The sequence below is a fragment of the Sphingobium sp. TomTYG73 genome, assembly GCF_055394245.1.
Genome location: NZ_AP027339.1, coordinates 826255 through 846424 on the forward strand (window position 1 = coordinate 826255; position 20170 = coordinate 846424).

Sequence of the window (20170 nt, forward strand, 5' to 3'; positions counted from 1 at the left end):
TCGCTTTCCTCTACTGCCACCCGAGTAGGGAAAGCGATCCAGCGCCGCAATCGGTTATTCCTACGGTTTCTGCCGCCGAACCTCGGCACGCGCCTTCAGCAGGTCCCAAAGGCCACGCTGCTGGCTGAGCAACTGCCGCGCGCCAAATTGTATGGCCCGATCGGCCGCTCCGTCGCTGCCGATCGCTCGCGCTACAGCAAAGGTCTGCGCCCGGTCGGGGAGATCGGATGGAGTGGGTTCAAGGCCCACGCGAATCGCCGCCATGTCGAGCACGTCGCGTACCGCCTGCCAGTCCAGCACCAGCGCCATGGCTGCCCCCATGGCACATCCGCGCCTGTCCGATTGAGCCAGCATATCCAGCGCATGACGTTGCTGGCTGACGATCGTCTCACAATCGCTCTGCCCCGCCGTGCTGGGTATCGGGCCCAGCGCCACCGCAACTTGAGTCAGATAGGCCCGCTCACGCGCAAACGCCTGCCCCGCCTGGACTAGCCAGCTCCGAGCCGCGCTGTCTGCCGATCGGTTCGCCGCGTGATCGATGACGCCGGGATGACGTCCGTGCAGCAGGCAAAGATAATGCGCGGCATCGGCGAGGTCCGGCAATGTCAGGACAGCATCACGGCTCATGATGGTCCTTGCGCTGCTCGCATGAGCATGAGCGGCCGTTCCATCAGCCGCCACCAGCGCCTCGATCACCTGAGATATGTCGCCTGTCGCCAAGCGTGTAGCTGCTTCGTTCATGATAACCCCTGCGGCCGCCGCGCCAGTGTGTCTGTTGCCACGACCATAGGAAGTTGAGGTAAAAGAGCGGTTTATGAGACGAAAAAAAGGGCGGCCCTAAAGCCGCCCTTCCTGATCAATTCACCGTATCCAGGACCCTATTGGTCGAGGAAGCTCCGCATTTTCCGGCTGCGGCTCGGGTGCTTCAACTTGCGGAGCGCCTTCGCCTCGATCTGGCGGATACGTTCGCGGGTCACGCTGAACTGCTGGCCTACTTCCTCCAGCGTGTGATCGGTGTTCATGCCGATACCGAAACGCATGCGCAGCACGCGTTCCTCACGCGGCGTCAGCGAAGCCAGAACGCGGGTGACCGTTTCTTTCAGGTTTGCCTGAATTGCCGCGTCCACCGGAATAACCGCATTCTTGTCCTCGATGAAATCGCCCAGGTGCGAATCCTCCTCGTCGCCGATCGGCGTTTCGAGGCTGATCGGCTCCTTGGCGATCTTCATCACCTTGCGCACCTTCTCCAGCGGCATGGAAAGGCGCTCGGCCATTTCCTCCGGAGTCGGTTCGCGGCCCTGCTCATGCAGGAATTGGCGGGACGTGCGCACCAGCTTGTTGATCGTCTCGATCATGTGGACCGGAATACGGATGGTCCGCGCCTGATCCGCGATCGACCGGGTGATCGCCTGCCTGATCCACCAAGTTGCATAGGTGCTGAACTTGTAGCCGCGGCGATATTCGAACTTATCCACCGCCTTCATCAGGCCGATATTGCCTTCCTGAATAAGATCAAGGAATTGCAGGCCACGGTTCGTATATTTTTTAGCAATGGAGATGACGAGCCGCAGGTTCGCCTCGACCATTTCCTTCTTCGCGATACGCGCTTCGCGTTCGCCCTTCTGCACCATGTTGACGATCCGGCGGAACTCGCCCAGCGACATGCCGGTCGCCTGCGCGATTTCGCTCACCTCGGTACGGATACGCTCGACGGCGCGTGCTTCGGCTGCCGCAAAAGCGGCCCATTTCTTGTCGAGGCCCTGAACCTTGTCCAGCCAGGCGTCGTCCAGTTCATGGTTCACATAGCGGTCGAGGAAGTCCTTGCGGCTGACCTTGTGCCGTTCCGCCAAACGCAGCATCTGCCCGCCCAGCGCGGTCAGGCGACGGTTATAGGCATAGAGCTGATCGACCAGATATTCGATCTTCTGCTGGTGGAACTGGACGCTCTCGACCTCGGCAGTCAGCCGCTCGCGCAGCTCCTGATAATCGTCCTCGGCCTTCTGGCTTAGCGTTTCGCCATTGGCCATCGCGGCCATGCGCGATTCCTGCGCACGCGAGAAGGCGCGGAAAATCTCCGTAATGGTCGCGAATTTCTCAAGCGCCATCGGCTTGAGCGTTTCTTCCATCTGGGCGAGGGAAAGGGTGTTGTCTTCCTCTTCTTCCTCTTCCACGCGCCGGGCACGGCGTTCGGTCAGGCCGTCCTCATCCTCGTCGGAATCGGCTGCCTCTTCCTCGGGCTCCTCCTCTTCCTTGAAGCTGGGGCCAGCGGTTTTCTCGCTGATCTCGCCGTCATCGTCCTCGGCGCCTTCCTCCAGATTCTCGGGCGCCGGGTCCTTGGAAAGCATCGCGTCGAGGTCCAGGATCTCGCGCAGCTGCATCTCGCCATTGTTGAGGGCGGTCGACCATTCGATGATCGCGTTGAAGGTCGTCGGGCTTTCGCACAGCCCCAGGATCATCGTGTCGCGGCCAGCCTCAATGCGCTTGGCGATGGCGATTTCGCCCTCGCGGCTGAGCAGTTCCACCGCGCCCATTTCGCGCAGATACATGCGCACCGGGTCGTCGGTGCGGTCGACCGTTTCCTTCTTCTTCTCGGTGACGAGCTTGGGCGCGCCTTCTTCATCGCCCGAATCATCTTCGGCGTCTTCGGCATCTTCGCGCTCGCGCTGCTCGTCGCCGTCCTCGCTGGCTTCTTCATTCTCGACGATGTTCACGCCCATTTCGTTGAGCGCGGCCATGATGTCCTCGATCTGCTCGGAGGACATCTGGTCCTGCGGCAGGGCGTCGTTCAACTCGTCATAGGTGATGTAGCCGCGCTTCTTGGCGCGCGCGATCAGCTTCTTGACCGAAGCCTCATTCAGATCGAGCAGCGGTGCATCGCCGCTATCAACATCCTCGCCCGCACCCTTGCCTGTCGCCTTGCTCGCCATTTATTCGCCTTAGCTCCATCATCCCGCCGGGGGACGATCTATCAAACAATATCTTCGGACTGCGCCAGTTCCGCCAGGCGCTGGTCATGATCCATTTTCAACCGCTGGATCCGCTGCTGCTCGGCAAAGGTTTCCTCGTTAAGGTCTTCCCTTGCCCGCCTCGTCGCCTCCGCCAGCGCCGTCTCCAACTCCGGTCCCTGCGCCATCACCCGGATAGCCTCTTCCAGATCGCGCTGAACGCGACCGGGATCGGTCTTCATCCTGCTGGGGGTGAATGTGAACGTGTCGGCCCGGAGCATCCCCTTCGCCATATTATACACTTCACCTTGGCCCAATATGGTAAGGAGGCCCTCTGTTTCAACTGTTTCTTGTCGGAACGATGCGGCAATCATCGCCCGCATCAATTCGGCCAGCGCCGAATCGCCGATATGCAGCGCCGAAAGCATCTCCCGGTGCATCATTATCTGCTCGGGATGCCGCAACAAACTCGCCAGAACCGCGCGCAGCAGCCGCTGCTCCATGCCGCTGACGCCAATCGCCCGCGCCTCGTGACCGACCGGGGGCAGGGGAGGCTTCCAGTTCCCGCGCCGGTCGCGCTGCCACCCTTGCCGGGCGCCCGTCCCACGCTGATGCCGGGGTGCGCTCGCCTGCGTCTGCCGCGCAAAGAACAGCGCATCATAACGCTCACGGAAAATCTGCACATAATGCGCCCGCACATCGGGATGCGCGATCGCGTCCGTGATCGTGCGCAGCCGCTGCTTCAGCGCCGCCCGCTGCTCGGGCGTATCCAATGGCGCCGCCTTCTGCTCATAAGCCCACAACCGCTCCACCAGCGGTTCGGCTGCATCCAGCACCCGCTCCATCGCTCCCGGCCCCTCCGCCCGGATCAGATCGTCCGGATCCTGCCCCGCAGGCAGCGTCGCAAAGGCCAAACTCATCCCCGGCCGCAGCAGCGGCAGCGCCCGCACAGCCGCCCGTATCGCCGCCTTCTGCCCCGCCGCGTCGCCATCGAAGCACAGCACCGGCACATCCACCATCTTCCACAGCCGCTCGATCTGATGCTCCGTCAGCGCCGTACCCAGCGGCGCCACCGCCTCGCCAAAGCCCGCCTGCGCCAGCGCGATCACGTCCATATAACCTTCGACCACGATCACCCGCCCGCTCTGGCGGCTGGCAGGGGAGGCGCGATCGATATTGTAAAGCGTCCGCCCCTTGTCGAAGAGCGGCGTGTCGGGCGAGTTCAGATATTTAGGCTCGCCAGTGCCAAGAATCCGCCCGCCAAAAGCGATCACCCGCCCGCGAATATCCCGGATCGGCAGCATCAGCCGCCCCCGGAAGCGATCATAGCTCTCGCGTTTCTTACTTTTTCCGCCGTCCGGCTCGGCGCCGTCCGGATCAATCAGCAACCCCGCCTCGATCAGCATCGGATCGCCAAATTCCGCCAGCGCGCCCTTTAGCTTCCCCTTCGAATCCGCCGAATAGCCAAAACCAAAAGCCCGCCGCGTAGCCTCACTGATCCCACGCCGGACAAGATAATCCCGCGCCTCCGCACCCTCGATCCCGCCAAGCTGCGCCTCGAACAAAGCCTGAGCCGCCGCCATGACGTCATGCAGACCCTTAGCCTGCTCCCCCCGCTTCGCCGCTCGTGGATCGGGCGCAGGTACATCCATGCCAGCCGTCGCCGCCAACTCCTTCACCGCCTCCATGAAGGGTAGCCCACGCTGGTCCGTCATCCACCGGATCGCGTCCCCATGCGCCCCACAGCCAAAGCAGTGGTAGAAGCCCTTTTCGTCATTGATGGTGAAGCTGGGCGTCTTCTCATTATGAAAAGGGCAACACGCCTTATACTCGCGCCCAGCCTTCTGCACCTTCACCGTCCGCCCGATCAGCGTGGACAGCGAAGTCCGCATGCGCAGTTCGTCAAGAAAGGCGGGCGAGAGGCTCATTGCCCCTAAATGTCAGCTAAGCGCCGCCTTCACCAGCCCACTGGCCTTGCTCATATCAATCACCGACCCATGCCGTTCCTTCAGGACGGCCATGACCTTGCCCATATCCTTGACGCTCGCGGCCCCGACTTCCGCCTTGATCCCCTCGATCGCAGCGCGCGTCTCATCCTCGCTCATCTGCTGCGGCAGGAAGCTCTCGATCACACGCAGCTCGGCCTCTTCCTTCGCCGCCAGTTCATCGCGTCCGCCATTGCGAAACATCTCGATCGATTCGCGCCGCTGCTTCACCATCTTCTGCAGCACCTCGACAACGACCGTATCGTCGTCCGGCACGTTCGAAGCCGTACGCAGTTCGATATCGCGATCCTTCAGCTTTGCCATGATCAAACGCACGGCGGCCAGGCGTTCCTTGTCCCCCGCCTTCATGGCTTCGACCTGGGCGCTCTTAACCTGCTCGCGAATCATGGCGATACGAATCCTGTTCTGACGGAAAAGACCAGATATAACGCCAAAAGAGATTTTTTACAGTGGTTGACCGCGGGGGCTCACAGGCATAGGTGACCGGCCGTTTAACCCGCTGCAGACGGGTTCCCGCAAAAAGCATGAAGGACGTTACGACCATGGCTGATGCCAAGACCCTCACCGTGCCCAAAGGAGCGACAGGGGTATTGGTTTTCGCTGATGGATCCGCGGTTTTCGGGCGCGGCTTTGGCGCCGTCGGTGAAGCGGTAGGCGAACTCTGTTTCAACACCGCCATGACCGGCTATCAGGAAGTGATGACCGACCCCAGCTATGCCGGGCAGATCGTCACCTTCACCTTCCCCCACATCGGCAATGTCGGCACGAACCTGGATGACGTCGAAGCGGACAACCCCTTCGCCCTTGGCTGCGTCGTGCGGCAGGACGTGACGGAGCCCAGCAACTTCCGCAACGTCGAACCCTTCGACCAGTGGATGAAGGAAAATGGCCGCATTGGCCTCTCCGGCGTCGATACCCGCGCGCTCACCCGCATGATCCGCCTGAAGGGCGCGCCCAACGTCGTCATCGCCCACGATCCGGAAGGCAATTTCGACCTCGCCGCCCTCGCGGAAAAAGCTGCGAACTGGCCCGGCCTCGAAGGCATGGACCTCGCCATCGAAGTGACGGGCAAGGAAAGCCGCCTCTGGAAAGACGGCGTGTGGAAGCTCGGCTTCGGCTACGGCAAGGATGAAGCGGCCGACGACCGCCCCCATGTCGTCGCCATCGACTATGGCGCAAAGAACAACATCTTCCGCAACCTTGTAAAGGCAGGCGCCCGCGTCACCGTTCTCCCCGCCACCGCGACTTTCGAGCAGGTGATGGAGCAGCAGCCCGACGGCGTGTTCCTCTCCAACGGCCCCGGCGATCCGGCCGCGACCGGCGAATATGCCGTCCCCGTGATCCGCAAGGTTCTGGAAGCCGACAAGCCCGTCTTCGGCATCTGCCTCGGCCATCAGATGCTGGCGCTCGCCGCCGGTGCCAAGACGATCAAGATGCACCAGGGCCACCGCGGCGCCAACCACCCGGTCAAGCGCCTGTCTGACGGTCTGGTAGAGATCACCTCGATGAACCACGGCTTCGCGGTGGACAGCGCCACGCTGCCCGCCAATGTGAAGCCGACCCATGTCTCGCTCTTCGACGGCAGCAATTGTGGCATCGAACTGACCGATAAGAAGGCCTTCTCGGTCCAGTACCACCCCGAAGCCTCGCCCGGCCCGCAGGACAGCTTCTACCTGTTTCAGCGCTTCGTTGAGGGGCTTAAGTGAGCCTCAACCTGCCCCCGGTTGACGAAGCCCGCCTTGCGCAGGAGTGGGAGGCGGATAGGCAAGTCCTCGCCAATCTCGCCGCCAATGGCGACGTGGCGCGTCTGGCGCGCCCGGTCGATGTCAGCTTCAAGGGCAGCGAAAAGGATTTCGAGCGCGTTCTCACCATCGCCAGCCAGTTCGGTTTCGTCGAACTGGACCGCGAAGAGGATGAGGATGGCGACCTGTTCCTCTTCCTCGAATGCGAACAGCCGGTCGACGAACAATCGATCCGCGCACTAACGAAGAAATGCCTCCAGATCGAAGTCCTCTGCGGCGTCGAATATGACGGTTGGGGTTGCGAGGCCCGGACGGGGAGCGTGCATTGACCCCGGTCGTCAGCGAAATTGACTTCATTGATTGGCGTTCGCGCATGATAGTCGGGTTAGCCGACGCTATGCCGCATGATGGTGGAGAGGTCATCGGCGCTCGGCAATTAGCTCGGGAACTCGGTCTTTTAGAAAGCGAGTCTTGGATAGACGCATTGCGCATGGAACTTGAGCAAAAGCGTTGGGCTTACGTCGATTGGGACGGAGATGAAGTGGGGTTCGAACTTCATGGAGAAGGCCTCTTAGAGGCGGCCCGCCTGCGTCGAGAGACAGTTAAACCTGATCTAAAGAAGAAGCTGGCGAGAGCAAATTGGCCCATGTGGACTTTGCTCGCTACAATTATCCTGGGCGTTGCTGCCCTCATATTTAGTTGAGATAACAATGCCCAAACGCACCGACATCTCCTCCATCCTCATCATCGGCGCTGGCCCGATCATTATCGGCCAGGCTTGCGAGTTCGACTATTCGGGCACGCAGGCGGTGAAGGCGCTCAAGGAAGAGGGCTATCGCATCATTCTGGTGAATTCCAACCCGGCCACCATCATGACCGACCCGGAATTTGCCGACGCGACCTATGTCGAGCCGATCACGCCAGAAATCGTGGCGAAGATCATCGAGAAGGAACGCCCCGACGCTGTCCTCCCGACCATGGGCGGCCAGACCGCGCTCAACACGGCGCTCGCCCTATTCAACGACGGCACGCTGGAGAAATACGGCGTCCAGATGATCGGTGCCGACGCAGAAGCTATCGACAAGGCAGAAGACCGGATCAAGTTTCGCGACGCCATGGACAAGATCGGGCTGGAATCCGCCCGCTCGCGCATCGCCCACACCATGGAAGAGGCGATGGAGGCGCTGGAGTTCACGGGCCTGCCCGCGATCATCCGCCCCAGCTTCACCATGGGCGGCACCGGCGGCGGCATCGCCTATAATCGCGACGAGTTCATGAACATCGTGCGCGGGGGGCTGGATGCGTCACCCACCACCGAAGTCCTGATCGAGGAATCGCTTCTCGGCTGGAAAGAATATGAGATGGAGGTCGTGCGGGATCGCAACGACAACGCCATCATTATCTGCTCGATCGAAAATGTCGATCCGATGGGCGTCCATACCGGCGACTCCATCACCGTCGCGCCCGCGCTGACGCTGACCGACAAGGAATATCAGATCATGCGCAACGCGAGTATCGCGGTGCTGCGTGAAATTGGCGTGGAAACAGGCGGTTCCAACGTGCAGTTCGCGGTCAATCCGAAGGACGGCCGCCTGATCGTCATAGAAATGAACCCGCGCGTGTCGCGCTCCTCGGCGCTCGCTTCGAAGGCGACCGGCTTCCCGATCGCCAAGGTCGCGGCGAAGCTCGCCGTCGGCTACACTCTCGACGAGATCGAGAATGACATTACCGGCGCGACCCCGGCCTCGTTCGAACCGACCATCGACTATGTCGTGACCAAGATCCCCCGCTTCGCCTTTGAAAAGTTCAAGGGCAGCGAGCCGCTGCTCGGCACCGCGATGAAGTCGGTGGGCGAAGTGATGGCGATCGGCCGCAATATCCATGAATCGATGCAGAAGGCGCTGCGCGGGCTCGAAACGGGCCTCTGCGGCTTCGACGAGGTCGCGCATCTGGTGGGCGCGCCCAAGGATGACATCGTCGCCGCGCTTGCCTCACCGACGCCTGACCGCCTGCTGGTCGCTGCCCAGGCACTGCGCGAAGGCCTGACGGTCGCCGAAATCCACAACATCGCCAAGTTCGATCCCTGGTTCCTGGAGCGGATCAAGGAAATCATCGACGCGGAAGCCGAAGTGCTGGCGAACGGCCTGCCGCAGGATGCGGACGGCATGCGCCGCCTGAAGTCCATGGGCTTTTCCGACCAGCGCCTTGCCCATATGGCGCTCAAGTCGGCCAATCTGCGCGGCATGGAACGCGGCATCGCACGCGGTTCGGGCCTGATCCACGAAGCGGTCAAGGCGATGACCGGCGGCGTCACCGAAGCCGAAGTCCGCAGCCTGCGCCACAAGCTCGGCGTGCGTCCGGTCTTCAAGCGCATTGACACCTGCGCCGCCGAGTTCGAGGCCAAGACGCCCTACATGTACTCCACCTACGAAGCCCCGCTGTTCGGGGAGGCGGAGAATGAGGCGCAGCCCAGCGACCGCAAAAAGGTTGTCATCCTTGGCGGCGGACCCAACCGGATCGGGCAGGGGATTGAGTTCGACTATTGCTGCGTCCACGCCTGCTTCGCGCTGTCGGACGCGGGCTATGAGACGATCATGATCAACTGCAACCCGGAAACGGTTTCGACCGATTATGACACGTCCGACCGCCTCTATTTCGAGCCGCTGACCGCTGAGGACGTGCTCGAAATCCTGAGCGTCGAAATGTCGAATGGGACCCTTGCGGGCGTCATCGTCCAGTTCGGCGGCCAGACCCCGCTCAAGCTGGCGCAGGCGCTGGAAGATGCGGGCGTACCCATCCTCGGCACATCGCCCGACGCGATCGACCTAGCCGAAGACCGCGAGCGTTTCGCCGCCCTCATCGACAAGCTGAAGCTTAAGCAGCCCGCCAACGGCATCGCCCGCAGCCGTGAGGAAGCCATCGCCGTGGCCAACCGCATCGGCTACCCGGTCCTCATGCGCCCGTCCTACGTCCTTGGCGGCCGCGCCATGGAGATCGTGGACGGCCAAGCGCAGCTTGAGGAATATATCGCCACCGCCGTTCAGGTGTCCGGCGACTCCCCGGTGTTGATCGACCAATATCTGCGCGACGCTACCGAGGTGGACGTAGACGCACTCTGCGACGGCGAAGATGTCGTTGTGGCAGGCGTGCTCCAGCATATCGAAGAAGCGGGCGTCCACTCCGGCGATTCCGCCTGTTCCTTGCCGCCCTACAGCCTTTCCGCTGACGTAATCGCCGAAATTGAGCGCCAAACGGACGTTCTCGCGCGTGCTTTGTCGGTTCGCGGCCTCATGAACATCCAGTTCGCGGTAAAGGACAACATTGTTTACCTAATCGAGGTAAACCCCCGCGCCAGCCGCACCGTCCCCTTCGTCGCCAAGGCAATCGGCACCCCCATCGCCAAAATCGCCAGCCGGGTAATGGCCGGAGAGATGCTTCGCGACCTCCCAAAAATCGACCGCAATTCTATAACTCATATTGCAGTTAAGGAAGCCGTCTTCCCCTTCGCCCGTTTCCCCGGCGTCGATCCGGTCCTCTCGCCCGAAATGAAAAGCACCGGCGAAGTCATGGGCATCGACAGCAATTTCGCCACCGCCTTCGCCAAGGCTCAGCTTGGGGCCGGCACCGTTCTGCCAAAAAGCGGCACGGCCTTCGTGTCCGTCAAGGACAGCGATAAGCCGGTGGTCCTGCCTGCGGTGCAGAAGCTGGCAGGGCTGGGCTTCACCATCGTCGCCACTGGCGGAACTGCGCGCTATCTGGAAGAACAGGGCATCGCGGTCCAGCCGGTGAACAAGGTCGCCGAAGGCCGTCCGCACATCGTGGACAAGATCACCGATGGCGACATCGACCTGATATTCAACACGACCGAAGGCTGGCAGTCGCTGAAGGACAGCAAGGCGATCCGCACCAGCGCGCTGCGTGCCAAGGTGGCCAGCTTCACCACGGCGGCAGCATCAGTCGCGGCGGCCGATGCGATCGAGGCTCTTCGAGGCCATGCCCTTGAAGTGCGATCGCTCCAGTCCTATTATCCCGTGTCGCAAGCCTGATCCCCTGCACAAGGAAGCACGCTGCGGGTGGCTCCGAGTTGGAGCCGCCAAAGGGAAGTTTTGACGAAGGATTTGCAATAATGGCGACCGTCGAAAAGATGCCGATGCTGCAAATGGGCTATGACAAGCTCAATACGCAGCTCCGCGAATTGAAGGCCGAACGGCCTTTGATCGTGGACGCCATCGAGGAAGCTCGTGCCCACGGTGACTTGTCCGAAAATGCGGAATATCACGCGGCTAAGGAACGGCAGGGGCAGGTTGAAGCCACCATCGCCGATCTCGAGGACAAGCTGTCGCGCGCCCAGATCATCGATCCCAAATCACTGTCGGGTGACAAGGTCGTGTTCGGTGCGACCGTTACGTTGCTGGATGAGGATGAAAAGCCGGTTCGCTACCAGATCGTGGGGCAGGCGGAAGCCGACGCGAAGCTTGGCATGATCAGCTACAACAGCCCGCTGGGACGTGCCCTCATCAGCCGTCAGGTCGGGGAGGAAATTGAGGTGTCGGTTCCGGCAGGCGACAAATTCTACCTGATCGACAAGATCGAATTCATCTAAGCCGGTGAAATTGCCATCGGGCCGTATGACAAATGGGATCGCGGTGATCACTTTCGCCGCCTTCCTAATATTGTCTCTGACTGGCCAGGTGGACACCGCCGCCATCCTCGGCGGCTTTATTCCGGCCAGGATTGACGATCCTCAGCTTTTTGCAGGCGTGGTTGCTGTACCTGTGTGGCTGACGCCCCTCAGTTGCACGCTGATCCATGCGGGTTGGCTGCACATTGGTTTCAACCTTTTGATGCTGGTCTTTTGCGGGCGGCAGGTCGAGCAGGTGCTGCAAATGCGTGCGGTCCTGATCCTCTATATCGCCGGTGCCTATGGCGCGGCTTTATTGCAATGGGCGGCAGGACCCGCTTCGCCTAGCCCCATGGTTGGCGCGAGCGGCGCCATATCGGCCGTTCTCGCGACCTATGCTCTACTCTATGGCCAGCGTGCGGTACGGCGGATCGGCCCATTTTCCGCCAACTTTCTGCGCGTGATCTGGCTGGCCGCTGGCTGGATCATCCTTCAACTTATGATCGGCATCGCATCGTCGCGTGGCGGCTTTGGCGATCTTGGTCAAATCGCCATAGCCGCTCACATCGGAGGCTTCCTTGTAGGCTTGGTGCTGACCCGTCCCTTGCTGCTCTGGCGATTTCGCAAAGGACCACGGCCAATCGTGTGATGGTTCAGGCTGGCGGCAAATCCGGTTCCAGCAGGCGATGCAGGTGCACGATCACATAACGCATTTCGGCGTCATCAACGGTTCGCTGTGCCGCACCTCGCCATGCATTCTCAGCAGATGCATAGTCAGGAAAGACGCCGACCACATCAATTGAGTTCAAATCTTCAAATTCCAGCGTCTGAGGATCCTTGACGCGTCCGCCCATAACGAGGTGGAGTTTGCTCATAATGTAATCTGTCTCCCTTGGAAGGAGTGGTCACCTTAGCAACGGCTCCACTCCTGTCCAAGGCTTCGTCACGAAAGCTACAGCTTTCGAACGTTCCGGCGGTCAGCGTTTCGGCAATCGAGCCTTGAGCGCCTCGCTGACAGCATCAATTTTGCTGGTGACAAGCGACACAAGGTCATCAGCCAGGCGCGAGGCAGTTCCGGCGATATCGGCGGAGGCAGCGGCATCGCGAGCGGAAGCAGCGGTCTTGGCGGCGCTATCTTGAGCATTGTGGAGGGCGTCAGTTGCACCGGCCTTGATATTCTCCGCGCCTTGGGCGGCGGCCGCGCTCGCTGCCATGGCCGCTTCCACGACACGGCTCCCCGCAGTCATGGCAATAGCGGGAAGAGCCTTCATCGCCCTGCGGCTCTTGGGGAACAGCCAGGCCACGACGGCTCCAGCAGCCACTGCGCCAGCGACGGCGGCAACAGGATGCTCCTGAACGATCTCATTGGCTCGAGTTGCAACCCGCTGAGTGCGATCGCGCACATCGCTATAGGCGCCACCGGCGCGTTCGCGGCCGGTCTGGATCAGCTCAGCGGCATTTTCCCGAGCCTTCTCTGTAGAATCCCGGAATTTGCCTGTGGCAGTTCCGGCAATGTCGTTCGCTGCGTCGCGCACGCGAGTGATCTGGGCATGAATATCAGCCATGGTCAGTCTCCGCTCTTTCCGGGTTACGGTTAGTAATCCGAACGTATGTCCGTTTGAAAAGTGCCGAAATCGGATTGCGGAAAAGATAGATCAGCAAAGCCGCCCCTGTCGCTCCAACGGCAATCGGCTGCTCTTGAACCTTGGTCGATACATAGGTGCGACCATTGGTGATCCCTCTTGCCGCCTTCTCCTTGAGGTCCTGCTTCAGCCGTCCCGGCGCTATGCGAGCCTTCGCCGCGGACAGACTGGAGAGGAAGTGCGCCTTCCGCTGCTCCGCATCAATCGCGGCTTGCCGATATTTTTCGGTTCCATTCATGCCTTGATGGCCTTCCGCATACGCGAGATCCTGGCCTTTGCGAGTACCAGCAATATGGCAGCGATGAGCAACGCCACGCCGAACACCGCCAGCGCCGACCAGCCTGCTCCCAGATGGGGGCTAAGCGCCATTACGAGCCCCACCAGAAATGCGATCAGGCCCGCGAAGCTGAGCATGACGCCAACAATTGCGAAAATCGCAGCATCTCGAACACCAGCACCAGCTATGCCGACGCGCAGCTTCTGCCGCTCTATCTCCGCATCGGCATAGGCTCGACCATCCGTGTACAGCTTGGCGAACGTCGCGCGGACGCCGTCCTCCTGCTCATGCCCGGCTTCGGGGGGCTCTGCTATCAGACTAGGTTCGTCAGTCAAAAACCCCTCCGCCCCCGCTTCGGGGCTTTTGCGTGATTGAAGGTGCGTCGGGTTCAAGCTTTGTCGTCTGAACCCTTGGCCAACCGCATCAGGACGAAGCCGACCACCGCTGCCGCGCCGATTGCCACAGCAGGGCTTTTGCGCACGAAATCGCGCGCTTCGGTCATCAGTTGATCGACGTCCTTGCTGTCCAATGTGTCGGCAGCTCCCGCCACGGCTTCGGCTGCCTGCCGTGCATAGTCGCCATATTGCGGACCCAGCTTCGCATCGACAGTTCCGGCCGTGTCCGTGATCAGCTTGGCAAGGCTCTGCATCGCGGTGCCAGTCTTGTCTTTAGCGACGACCGCTGCGGACATGGCGGTCTTCGTTGCTTGATCCTTCAACGGATCGATATGCGTCTTCCAGTCAACGGTGTTGAACTTGTCAGCTGCCGTCCGGGCAGCCTTCTCTGCCTGCGCCTTCAATGGTGCGATCTGTGCTGCCCAACCATGCGAAGCAGCGCCGTTACCGGGCTTGGTGGTCGGTGCAGGCCGCGTCGCCGCCGTCTTGACGGGAGCGGGCGCGGTGGGTGTCGCTTCGCGGGTCGCAACGGGCTTTCCCTTGGCGGGCTTTGCCGGAGTAGCCTTCTTAGCGCGCTTGACGGGCGGGGTTTCCGGGGTGTCGGCCATCGTCCTATGTCTCCTCAGATTTTGTGGGGTCGCGATGCGGGCGAATGGATATCCGTCCTCAATGCTCGCGGCGGGCCACAGTTCCGTTGCCGTTACTAATTTGAGCATCGGCATTTTTCGAGTCCATGCAAGCCCTGCATTGCTAATCCTGAAGGCGCTGTCTAAGCGGGGCGCGATTTCAAGGCGCATTTCAGCATTCAGGGAGCGACCATGACCGCCATTCTCGATATCCACGCTCGTCAGATTCTCGATAGCCGGGGGAATCCGACCGTCGAAGTCGATGTCATGTTGGAAGATGGCAGCTTTGGCCGCGCGGCGGTTCCCTCTGGCGCTTCGACGGGCGCTTATGAAGCGGTCGAAAAGCGGGACGGCGACAAGAGCAAATATCTTGGCAAGGGCGTGCTGGGGGCAGTGGCGGCCGTCAATGATGAGATTGCCGAACAACTGATCGGCCTCGATGCGGAAGATCAGGCAGAGGTTGACGCGGTGATGATCGCGCTCGACGGTACTGAAAATAAGGGTCGTCTGGGCGCGAACGCCATTCTGGGCGTCAGCTTGGCCACAGCGAAGGCCGCCGCTGATGCTCGGGGCCTGCCGCTCTACCGTTATGTTGGCGGCGTTTCGGCTCATGTCCTCCCGGTGCCGATGATGAACATCATCAACGGCGGCGAGCATGCCGACAACCCGATCGACTTCCAGGAATTCATGATCATGCCCGTCGGCGCGGAAAGCATCGCCGATGCAGTTCGCATTGGTGCGGAAATCTTCCACACGCTGAAGAAGGGGCTTCATGACAAGGGTCTCGCGACTTCGGTGGGTGACGAAGGCGGCTTTGCACCCAACATCGCCTCCACGCGTGACGCGCTCGACTTCATCATGCTTTCTGTTGAAAAAGCTGGATATAAGCCCGGCGATGACGTGGTGCTGGCGCTGGACTGCGCCGCAACCGAGTTCTTCAAGAACGGCAAATATGAAATCTCCGGCGAGGGTTTGTCGCTGAACCCGATCGAAATGGCCGATTATCTGGCTGCGCTCTGTGCTGACTATCCGATCAAGTCGATCGAGGACGGCATGAGCGAGGATGATTTCGAAGGCTGGAAGGCGCTGACCGACAAGATCGGCGGCAAGGTGCAGCTGGTTGGAGACGATTTGTTCGTTACCAATCCCAAGCGTCTGGAGATGGGTATCGGCAAGGGACTTGCCAATTCGCTGCTGGTGAAGGTGAACCAGATCGGTTCGCTCACTGAAACGTTGGCGGCAGTCGATATGGCTCACCGCGCGGGCTACACCGCTGTCATGTCGCACCGCTCCGGTGAAACCGAGGACGCGACCATCGCCGACCTCGCGGTTGCCACCAATTGCGGTCAGATCAAGACAGGATCGCTGGCGCGGTCGGATCGGCTTGCCAAATATAATCAGTTGATCCGCATCGAAGAGGAACTGGGTGACGTCGCGGTCTACGCCGGACGTTCCATCTTCCGCTAAATTCATTTCAACAACCGGCCGCAAGTTAACCAGTTTTTGCTTGCGGCCGGCTCCGGCCTGTGATTCAACTGTTCCATGGCGCACATCGCTAAGCTCCGCATGTTGTTATTTTCGGCGTTCGGGCCTGCTATTGCGGTTCTGCTGTTGCTGTTCTTTGCCGGATATGTCGTGCTCGGTTCAAACGGCGTTCTTGCGTGGGGGGATTATACCCGCCAGCTACACCGCGCGCAGGGCGAGCTTAAGTCGGTTGAGGCGCAACGGAACGAGCTTCATAACCGTGTTGACCTGCTCAACCCGCGCCGCGTCGACCCAGACCTGAGTGACGAATTGATCCGTCGCCAACTTGGCGTGATCCACCACGACGAAGTAATCGTCCCGCTCAACTGAGCCACAACGTCGCATGGCGTTATTAGGCGGGCTGTGGCGTTGCAATCCGGCCCGGTCTGCCGCTATATCGGGCTTCCTTCCATCCATCACCAGGCAAAAGGATAAGAGCCTTGGCGAAACCAACGACGCCGCGTCCTTCGCGTGCAAAGGCAAAGGCACAAAGCCCTGCCAGCGCGGATCACAACCGGCCTCGCCCCGAAACTCCTTCGGATTACAAGGCCACGAAGGAAGAGTTGCTGGAATTCTATCGGCAGATGGTCCTCATCCGCCGCTTCGAAGAAAAGGCGGGCCAGCTTTACGGCCTCGGCCTGATCGGCGGCTTTTGTCACCTCTATATCGGCCAGGAAGCTGTAGCCGTCGGCATCCAATCCGCGCTCAAGCCTGGCAAAGACAGCGTTATCACCGGCTATCGCGACCATGGCCACATGCTCGCCTATGGGATTGATCCCAATGTCATCATGGCTGAACTGACGGGCCGTGAAGCTGGCATTTCGCGCGGCAAGGGCGGTTCGATGCACATGTTCAGCGTCGAACATAAGTTCTTCGGCGGCCATGGCATCGTTGGCGCTCAGGTGTCGCTGGGGGCGGGCCTCGGATTTGCGCACAAATATAATGGTGATGGCGGCGTCTGCGTGGCCTATTTCGGCGACGGTGCTGCCAACCAGGGGCAGGTCTACGAAAGCTTCAACATGGCCGAGCTGTGGAAGCTGCCGATCATCTTCGTGATCGAGAACAACCAGTACGCCATGGGCACGAGCGTCAATCGCTCCTCGGCGGAAGATCAACTCTATCGCCGTGGCGAAAGCTTCCGCATTCCGGGTATCCAGGTCAACGGCATGGATGTGCTCGCTGTGCGCGGTGCCACGGAAGAAGCGCTCAAATGGGTGCAGGGGGGCAATGGCCCGATCCTGCTGGAAATGAAGACCTATCGCTATCGCGGCCACTCCATGTCCGATCCTGCCAAATATCGCTCGCGCGAGGAAGTGCAGGCGATGCGGGACAAATCTGACCCGATCGAGGGCGCAAAGAAATATCTGACCGACGCCGGGGTGAGTGAAGACGAACTCAAGAAGATCGATCAGGACATTCGCAAGGTCGTGAGCGACGCGGCGGACTTCGCCGAAACGTCGCCCGAACCGGATATGTCCGAACTCTATACCGACGTGCTGGTGGAGCAATATTAATGGGTATCGAAATCAAGATGCCGGCGCTCTCTCCCACGATGGAGGAAGGCACGCTGGCCAAATGGCTTGTGAAGGAAGGCGACGAAGTCCGTTCTGGCGACATTCTTGCCGAAATCGAAACGGACAAGGCGACCATGGAATTTGAAGCGGTCGATGAAGGAAAGATCGGCGCGATCGTCATTCCTGAAGGCACCGAAGGGGTGAAGGTGGGCACTGTCATCGCCACGATGGCGGGCGAGGGCGGTGAAGTTGCTGCTCCCAAGGCTGAGGCGAGCGCGTCACCGGCAAAGGCCGAAGCTGCTCCCGAGGCCCCGAAGCAGGCGGAAAGCGGTACAGCCAAGCTTGCCTCGGAAGCGAAGGCCAGCGTTGCCGACCCCGCTCTTCCGGAAGGCACCGAATATGTGAAAACCACGGTTCGCGAAGCTCTCCGCGACGCCATGGCGGAGGAAATGCGCCGCGATGAGCGCGTCTTCGTGATGGGTGAAGAAGTCGCCGAATATCAGGGTGCCTACAAGGTCACGCAGGGCCTTCTTGGCGAATTTGGCGACCGACGGGTTATCGATACCCCGATCACCGAATATGGCTTTGCAGGCATTGGTGCTGGCGCAGCAATGGGCGGTCTGCGCCCCGTGGTCGAGTTCATGACGTTCAACTTCGCCATGCAGGCGATCGACCACATCATCAACTCGGCGGCCAAAACCAATTACATGTCCGGTGGGCAGATGCGCTGTCCGATCGTGTTCCGTGGCCCCAATGGTGCCGCGAGCCGTGTGGGCGCCCAGCACAGCCAGAATTATGGTCCCTGGTATGCGGCTGTCCCTGGCCTGATCGTCATCGCTCCCTATGACGCTGCCGACGCCAAGGGCTTGTTGAAAGCAGCGATCCGATCAGAAGATCCGGTCGTCTTCCTTGAAAACGAGCTCGTTTACGGCCGCAGCTTCGATGTGCCCAAGGTCGATGATTATGTTTTGCCGATCGGCAAGGCCCGCATCATGCGCGCCGGCAAGGACGTGACGTTGGTCAGCTACTCGATCGGCGTGGGCATCGCGCTGGAAGCTGCCGAACAACTGGCGGCAGACGGTGTCGATGCCGAAGTCATCGACCTGCGTACCCTCCGCCCGCTCGATACGGCAACGGTGCTGGAAAGCCTGAAAAAGACCAACCGCATCGTGGTGGTCGAGGAAGGCTGGCCTGTCTGTTCCATCGCCTCCGAAATTGCGGCGGTCGTGATGGAACAGGGCTTCGACGACTTGGACGCCCCGGTACTACGCGTGACGAACGAAGACGTGCCGCTGCCCTACGCCGCGAACCTCGAAAAGGCCGCGCTTATCGACGCGGCTCGGGTGATCGCTGCGGTTAAGAAGGTATGTTATCGATGAAGGGCGAGAGGAGCGGCATCGGGCCGCTCCTCTCCCTTCACCAGAAAATCGATCCCTTACGAATATTGATTAGGCCGATAGTCAGTCGCACATGATTGCCTAGATACCCCCGGCTGAGATCAACAGCACGCCAGTGATCGCCGCAAACGGTATCGTTGCAGCAGCCACAATCGGCAGCGCGTTCCCTGCCTGGTTGTGATAGAGCCGCATTAAAATGAACAGCGTGCGCTTGATCCTGTCCCTCATATTACCTCCCACCCATGGTCATCGGCCCACCCGACCGGGTGACGTGCTGCTTGAAATGATGAAGTATCCATATTCGAGAACTGATTAAAATGCCGATAAACTCTAGCGGCCGGTATATGCTTCATGAATGACCAGGCAGAAGATCGGCCCTCGGTATTAGCTGCATTACTTAGCTCCTATGCGGGGCGCGACAACCCGCGCCACCGCTTGCTATGGGCTTTGGACGCACGTCTTGGTCGTGTCGTGGCTACCACGACAGAAGCGATGATCGGTCAGTTGCGGCTTGCATGGTGGCAGGAAGCGTTGACCGATCCAGTGGGCATGAAGGGCAGGGGTGATCCGCTGGTCGATGCGTTGCGCGCGGCTGGCGAAGCTCCACCGGCGGGCCTGATAGCATGGCTTGATGGCTGGGAAGCGCTCATCGCCGACGATGATCTGGATGCTTATGCGATCGGAAGAGGGGGAGGGTTGTTCCAATCGCTCACGGGTGAAGCAGAAGTCCCGGATTGGCTGATCCAGGCAGGGGCCGCATGGGCACTGTGGGATTTTTCAGGCCATGTCAGCAGCCCTAATCTCGCCGCCAAGGCGATCGATCTTGCCCGGCACAAGCTTTTTTCATGCGATCCGATCTGGCCTGCATCATGGCGGCCAATGCGGATTGCCTATGGCTTGGCGCAAGGGGACATCAGGCGGGGTAAGGCCGCTCCTAACCGGTTGACTCCCGGCCTATATCTTCGGCTATTGCGCGTCGCGCTCAGTGCGCGTTGAGGGGGAATTTCGTGGGACGTATCATGGCTGGCGCCGGGGCTGCGCTGCTTCTTGTGGCGGGGGGGCTTTTCTGGTGGCAAGGGCGCGCGGCCAGCAGCGCTGCGCCGGAGGCCATAATCGCTTCACCGCCGCCGCCTGCGATAGACGCATTGCCAGAGGGAAATCCCGACGCCGTTGGCAAGGCACCTCCCTCACCCGGAGAGGCTAGTCCGCAAAGCCGCGAGCAAAAGCGCTTCGGCCGCTATGATCGGAATCGTGACGGCTTTATCACCCGGATCGAGATGCTGGGCAGCCGGGTCAAAGCGTTCAAGGCGCTCGACAAGGACAAGGACAACCTCCTTTCCTTCGAGGAATGGGCAGTCGCCACATCGGATCGGTTTGCCAGCGCTGACGCTAATGCGGACGGGAAGCTGACCCCTGCTGAATTTGCAACGACCGCGCCCAAGCGAACGGCGAAACCGAAATGCCGTTGCTGAACAAGAGG

The 20170-nt window shown here is 60.7% G+C and carries 22 protein-coding genes; 12 read left to right on the forward strand and 10 right to left on the reverse strand.

What is annotated here, in order from left to right; translation table 11 throughout:
- Nucleotides 1–60: 60 nt before the first annotated feature.
- The 4 genes from ACZ5TH_RS04230 to ACZ5TH_RS04245 all read right to left on the reverse strand — a co-directional run bounded on the left by ACZ5TH_RS04230 (nucleotide 61) and on the right by ACZ5TH_RS04245 (nucleotide 5338).
- The gene (locus ACZ5TH_RS04230) at nucleotides 61–741 is read right to left on the reverse strand and encodes a DUF6975 family protein (protein ID WP_464794723.1); all 681 of its coding nucleotides are present in this window, start codon (nucleotides 739–741) and stop codon (nucleotides 61–63) included.
- Nucleotides 742–878: 137 nt separating this feature from the next.
- Nucleotides 879–2927: an RNA polymerase sigma factor RpoD gene (rpoD, locus tag ACZ5TH_RS04235; RefSeq protein WP_449472144.1), complete on the reverse strand. Its 2049-nt coding sequence runs from the start codon at nucleotides 2925–2927 to the stop codon at nucleotides 879–881.
- Between the two features lie 41 nt (nucleotides 2928–2968).
- Complete coding sequence (gene dnaG / locus ACZ5TH_RS04240; protein ID WP_464794724.1) at nucleotides 2969–4873, reverse strand: DNA primase; 1905 nt, start codon at nucleotides 4871–4873, stop codon at nucleotides 2969–2971.
- Between the two features lie 12 nt (nucleotides 4874–4885).
- Nucleotides 4886–5338: a GatB/YqeY domain-containing protein gene (locus tag ACZ5TH_RS04245; protein ID WP_464794725.1), complete on the reverse strand. Its 453-nt coding sequence runs from the start codon at nucleotides 5336–5338 to the stop codon at nucleotides 4886–4888.
- 155 nt (nucleotides 5339–5493) lie between these two features.
- Between ACZ5TH_RS04245 and carA the strand changes: the two genes are divergently transcribed.
- The 6 genes from carA to ACZ5TH_RS04275 all read left to right on the forward strand — a co-directional run bounded on the left by carA (nucleotide 5494) and on the right by ACZ5TH_RS04275 (nucleotide 11963).
- Nucleotides 5494–6657 carry a glutamine-hydrolyzing carbamoyl-phosphate synthase small subunit gene (carA, locus tag ACZ5TH_RS04250; RefSeq protein WP_464794726.1) on the forward strand — a complete coding sequence of 388 codons (1164 nt, stop codon included), beginning with the start codon at nucleotides 5494–5496 and terminating at the stop codon, nucleotides 6655–6657.
- Entirely contained in the window at nucleotides 6654–7022 is a 369-nt protein-coding gene (locus ACZ5TH_RS04255; protein ID WP_464794727.1) for a ribonuclease E inhibitor RraB, read from the forward strand. Before carA ends, ACZ5TH_RS04255 begins: the two co-directional genes overlap by 4 nt.
- Complete coding sequence (locus ACZ5TH_RS04260) at nucleotides 7019–7396, forward strand: hypothetical protein (RefSeq protein WP_464794728.1); 378 nt, start codon at nucleotides 7019–7021, stop codon at nucleotides 7394–7396. Before ACZ5TH_RS04255 ends, ACZ5TH_RS04260 begins: the two co-directional genes overlap by 4 nt.
- Nucleotides 7397–7403: 7 nt before the next feature.
- Nucleotides 7404–10739 carry a carbamoyl-phosphate synthase large subunit gene (gene carB, locus ACZ5TH_RS04265; protein WP_464794729.1) on the forward strand — a complete coding sequence of 1112 codons (3336 nt, stop codon included), beginning with the start codon at nucleotides 7404–7406 and terminating at the stop codon, nucleotides 10737–10739.
- A gap of 80 nt (nucleotides 10740–10819) precedes the next feature.
- On the forward strand, nucleotides 10820–11296 hold the full coding sequence (gene greA / locus ACZ5TH_RS04270) for a transcription elongation factor GreA (protein WP_449472156.1): 477 nt from the start codon (nucleotides 10820–10822) through the stop codon (nucleotides 11294–11296).
- Between the two features lie 25 nt (nucleotides 11297–11321).
- Nucleotides 11322–11963 (forward strand): rhomboid family intramembrane serine protease, encoded by a 642-nt coding sequence (locus tag ACZ5TH_RS04275; RefSeq protein WP_464794730.1) that lies wholly within the window; start codon nucleotides 11322–11324, stop codon nucleotides 11961–11963.
- Nucleotides 11964–11967: 4 nt separating this feature from the next.
- On the opposite strand, the gene ACZ5TH_RS04280 is transcribed toward ACZ5TH_RS04275, so the two are convergent.
- The 5 genes from ACZ5TH_RS04280 to ACZ5TH_RS04300 all read right to left on the reverse strand — a co-directional run bounded on the left by ACZ5TH_RS04280 (nucleotide 11968) and on the right by ACZ5TH_RS04300 (nucleotide 14237).
- The gene (locus tag ACZ5TH_RS04280; protein ID WP_449472159.1) at nucleotides 11968–12189 is read right to left on the reverse strand and encodes a DUF4170 domain-containing protein; all 222 of its coding nucleotides are present in this window, start codon (nucleotides 12187–12189) and stop codon (nucleotides 11968–11970) included.
- 102 nt (nucleotides 12190–12291) lie between these two features.
- A complete protein-coding gene (locus tag ACZ5TH_RS04285; protein WP_464794731.1) occupies nucleotides 12292–12879 on the reverse strand; it encodes a hypothetical protein in 588 nt (195 codons plus the stop codon).
- Entirely contained in the window at nucleotides 12872–13195 is a 324-nt protein-coding gene (locus tag ACZ5TH_RS04290; protein WP_449472162.1) for a hypothetical protein, read from the reverse strand. The genes ACZ5TH_RS04285 and ACZ5TH_RS04290 overlap by 8 nt, the downstream gene beginning before the upstream one ends.
- Complete coding sequence (locus ACZ5TH_RS04295; protein WP_464794732.1) at nucleotides 13192–13569, reverse strand: phage holin family protein; 378 nt, start codon at nucleotides 13567–13569, stop codon at nucleotides 13192–13194. The genes ACZ5TH_RS04290 and ACZ5TH_RS04295 overlap by 4 nt, the downstream gene beginning before the upstream one ends.
- Before the next feature lie 53 nt (nucleotides 13570–13622).
- Nucleotides 13623–14237: a hypothetical protein gene (locus ACZ5TH_RS04300; RefSeq protein WP_464794733.1), complete on the reverse strand. Its 615-nt coding sequence runs from the start codon at nucleotides 14235–14237 to the stop codon at nucleotides 13623–13625.
- Between the two features lie 210 nt (nucleotides 14238–14447).
- Between ACZ5TH_RS04300 and eno the strand changes: the two genes are divergently transcribed.
- From eno to ACZ5TH_RS04320, 4 genes are all read left to right on the forward strand, one after another.
- Nucleotides 14448–15722, forward strand: a complete 1275-nt coding sequence (gene eno, locus ACZ5TH_RS04305; RefSeq protein ID WP_464794734.1) for a phosphopyruvate hydratase — start codon at nucleotides 14448–14450, stop codon at nucleotides 15720–15722.
- 75 nt (nucleotides 15723–15797) lie between these two features.
- Nucleotides 15798–16109 (forward strand): FtsB family cell division protein, encoded by a 312-nt coding sequence (locus tag ACZ5TH_RS04310; RefSeq protein WP_464779649.1) that lies wholly within the window; start codon nucleotides 15798–15800, stop codon nucleotides 16107–16109.
- 110 nt (nucleotides 16110–16219) lie between these two features.
- Nucleotides 16220–17293, forward strand: a complete 1074-nt coding sequence (pdhA, locus tag ACZ5TH_RS04315; RefSeq protein ID WP_460987975.1) for a pyruvate dehydrogenase (acetyl-transferring) E1 component subunit alpha — start codon at nucleotides 16220–16222, stop codon at nucleotides 17291–17293.
- Nucleotides 17293–18672 carry a pyruvate dehydrogenase complex E1 component subunit beta gene (locus ACZ5TH_RS04320; protein ID WP_464794735.1) on the forward strand — a complete coding sequence of 460 codons (1380 nt, stop codon included), beginning with the start codon at nucleotides 17293–17295 and terminating at the stop codon, nucleotides 18670–18672. The genes pdhA and ACZ5TH_RS04320 overlap by 1 nt, the downstream gene beginning before the upstream one ends.
- A gap of 99 nt (nucleotides 18673–18771) precedes the next feature.
- Here ACZ5TH_RS04320 and ACZ5TH_RS04325 read toward each other — a convergent pair whose 3' ends face one another.
- Nucleotides 18772–18918: a hypothetical protein gene (locus ACZ5TH_RS04325; protein WP_464772263.1), complete on the reverse strand. Its 147-nt coding sequence runs from the start codon at nucleotides 18916–18918 to the stop codon at nucleotides 18772–18774.
- Between the two features lie 243 nt (nucleotides 18919–19161).
- Between ACZ5TH_RS04325 and ACZ5TH_RS04330 the strand changes: the two genes are divergently transcribed.
- Together ACZ5TH_RS04330 and ACZ5TH_RS04335 are read left to right on the forward strand one after the other, a co-directional pair.
- Entirely contained in the window at nucleotides 19162–19686 is a 525-nt protein-coding gene (locus ACZ5TH_RS04330; RefSeq protein WP_464794736.1) for a hypothetical protein, read from the forward strand.
- 11 nt (nucleotides 19687–19697) lie between these two features.
- Nucleotides 19698–20162 carry an EF-hand domain-containing protein gene (locus ACZ5TH_RS04335; RefSeq protein ID WP_464794737.1) on the forward strand — a complete coding sequence of 155 codons (465 nt, stop codon included), beginning with the start codon at nucleotides 19698–19700 and terminating at the stop codon, nucleotides 20160–20162.
- Nucleotides 20163–20170 lie beyond the last annotated feature (8 nt).

What these genes read in the sequence shown, in the direction of transcription:
- ACZ5TH_RS04285 (WP_464794731.1), bottom strand. Translation starts at nt 12,879, where the DNA reads ATGGCTGATATTCATGCCCAGATCACTCGCGTGCGCGACGCAGCGAAC.
- greA (WP_449472156.1), top strand. Translation starts at nt 10,820, where the DNA reads ATGGCGACCGTCGAAAAGATGCCGATGCTGCAAATGGGCTATGACAAG.
- eno (WP_464794734.1), top strand. Translation starts at nt 14,448, where the DNA reads ATGACCGCCATTCTCGATATCCACGCTCGTCAGATTCTCGATAGCCGG.
- dnaG (WP_464794724.1), bottom strand. Translation starts at nt 4,873, where the DNA reads ATGAGCCTCTCGCCCGCCTTTCTTGACGAACTGCGCATGCGGACTTCG.
- ACZ5TH_RS04320 (WP_464794735.1), top strand. Translation starts at nt 17,293, where the DNA reads ATGGGTATCGAAATCAAGATGCCGGCGCTCTCTCCCACGATGGAGGAA.
- ACZ5TH_RS04280 (WP_449472159.1), bottom strand. Translation starts at nt 12,189, where the DNA reads ATGAGCAAACTCCACCTCGTTATGGGCGGACGCGTCAAGGATCCTCAG.
- carA (WP_464794726.1), top strand. Translation starts at nt 5,494, where the DNA reads ATGGCTGATGCCAAGACCCTCACCGTGCCCAAAGGAGCGACAGGGGTA.
- rpoD (WP_449472144.1), bottom strand. Translation starts at nt 2,927, where the DNA reads ATGGCGAGCAAGGCGACAGGCAAGGGTGCGGGCGAGGATGTTGATAGC.
- ACZ5TH_RS04230 (WP_464794723.1), bottom strand. Translation starts at nt 741, where the DNA reads ATGAACGAAGCAGCTACACGCTTGGCGACAGGCGACATATCTCAGGTG.
- ACZ5TH_RS04245 (WP_464794725.1), bottom strand. Translation starts at nt 5,338, where the DNA reads ATGATTCGCGAGCAGGTTAAGAGCGCCCAGGTCGAAGCCATGAAGGCG.
- ACZ5TH_RS04300 (WP_464794733.1), bottom strand. Translation starts at nt 14,237, where the DNA reads ATGGCCGACACCCCGGAAACCCCGCCCGTCAAGCGCGCTAAGAAGGCT.
- ACZ5TH_RS04310 (WP_464779649.1), top strand. Translation starts at nt 15,798, where the DNA reads ATGGCGCACATCGCTAAGCTCCGCATGTTGTTATTTTCGGCGTTCGGG.
- ACZ5TH_RS04290 (WP_449472162.1), bottom strand. Translation starts at nt 13,195, where the DNA reads ATGAATGGAACCGAAAAATATCGGCAAGCCGCGATTGATGCGGAGCAG.
- ACZ5TH_RS04275 (WP_464794730.1), top strand. Translation starts at nt 11,322, where the DNA reads ATGACAAATGGGATCGCGGTGATCACTTTCGCCGCCTTCCTAATATTG.
- carB (WP_464794729.1), top strand. Translation starts at nt 7,404, where the DNA reads ATGCCCAAACGCACCGACATCTCCTCCATCCTCATCATCGGCGCTGGC.
- ACZ5TH_RS04325 (WP_464772263.1), bottom strand. Translation starts at nt 18,918, where the DNA reads ATGAGGGACAGGATCAAGCGCACGCTGTTCATTTTAATGCGGCTCTAT.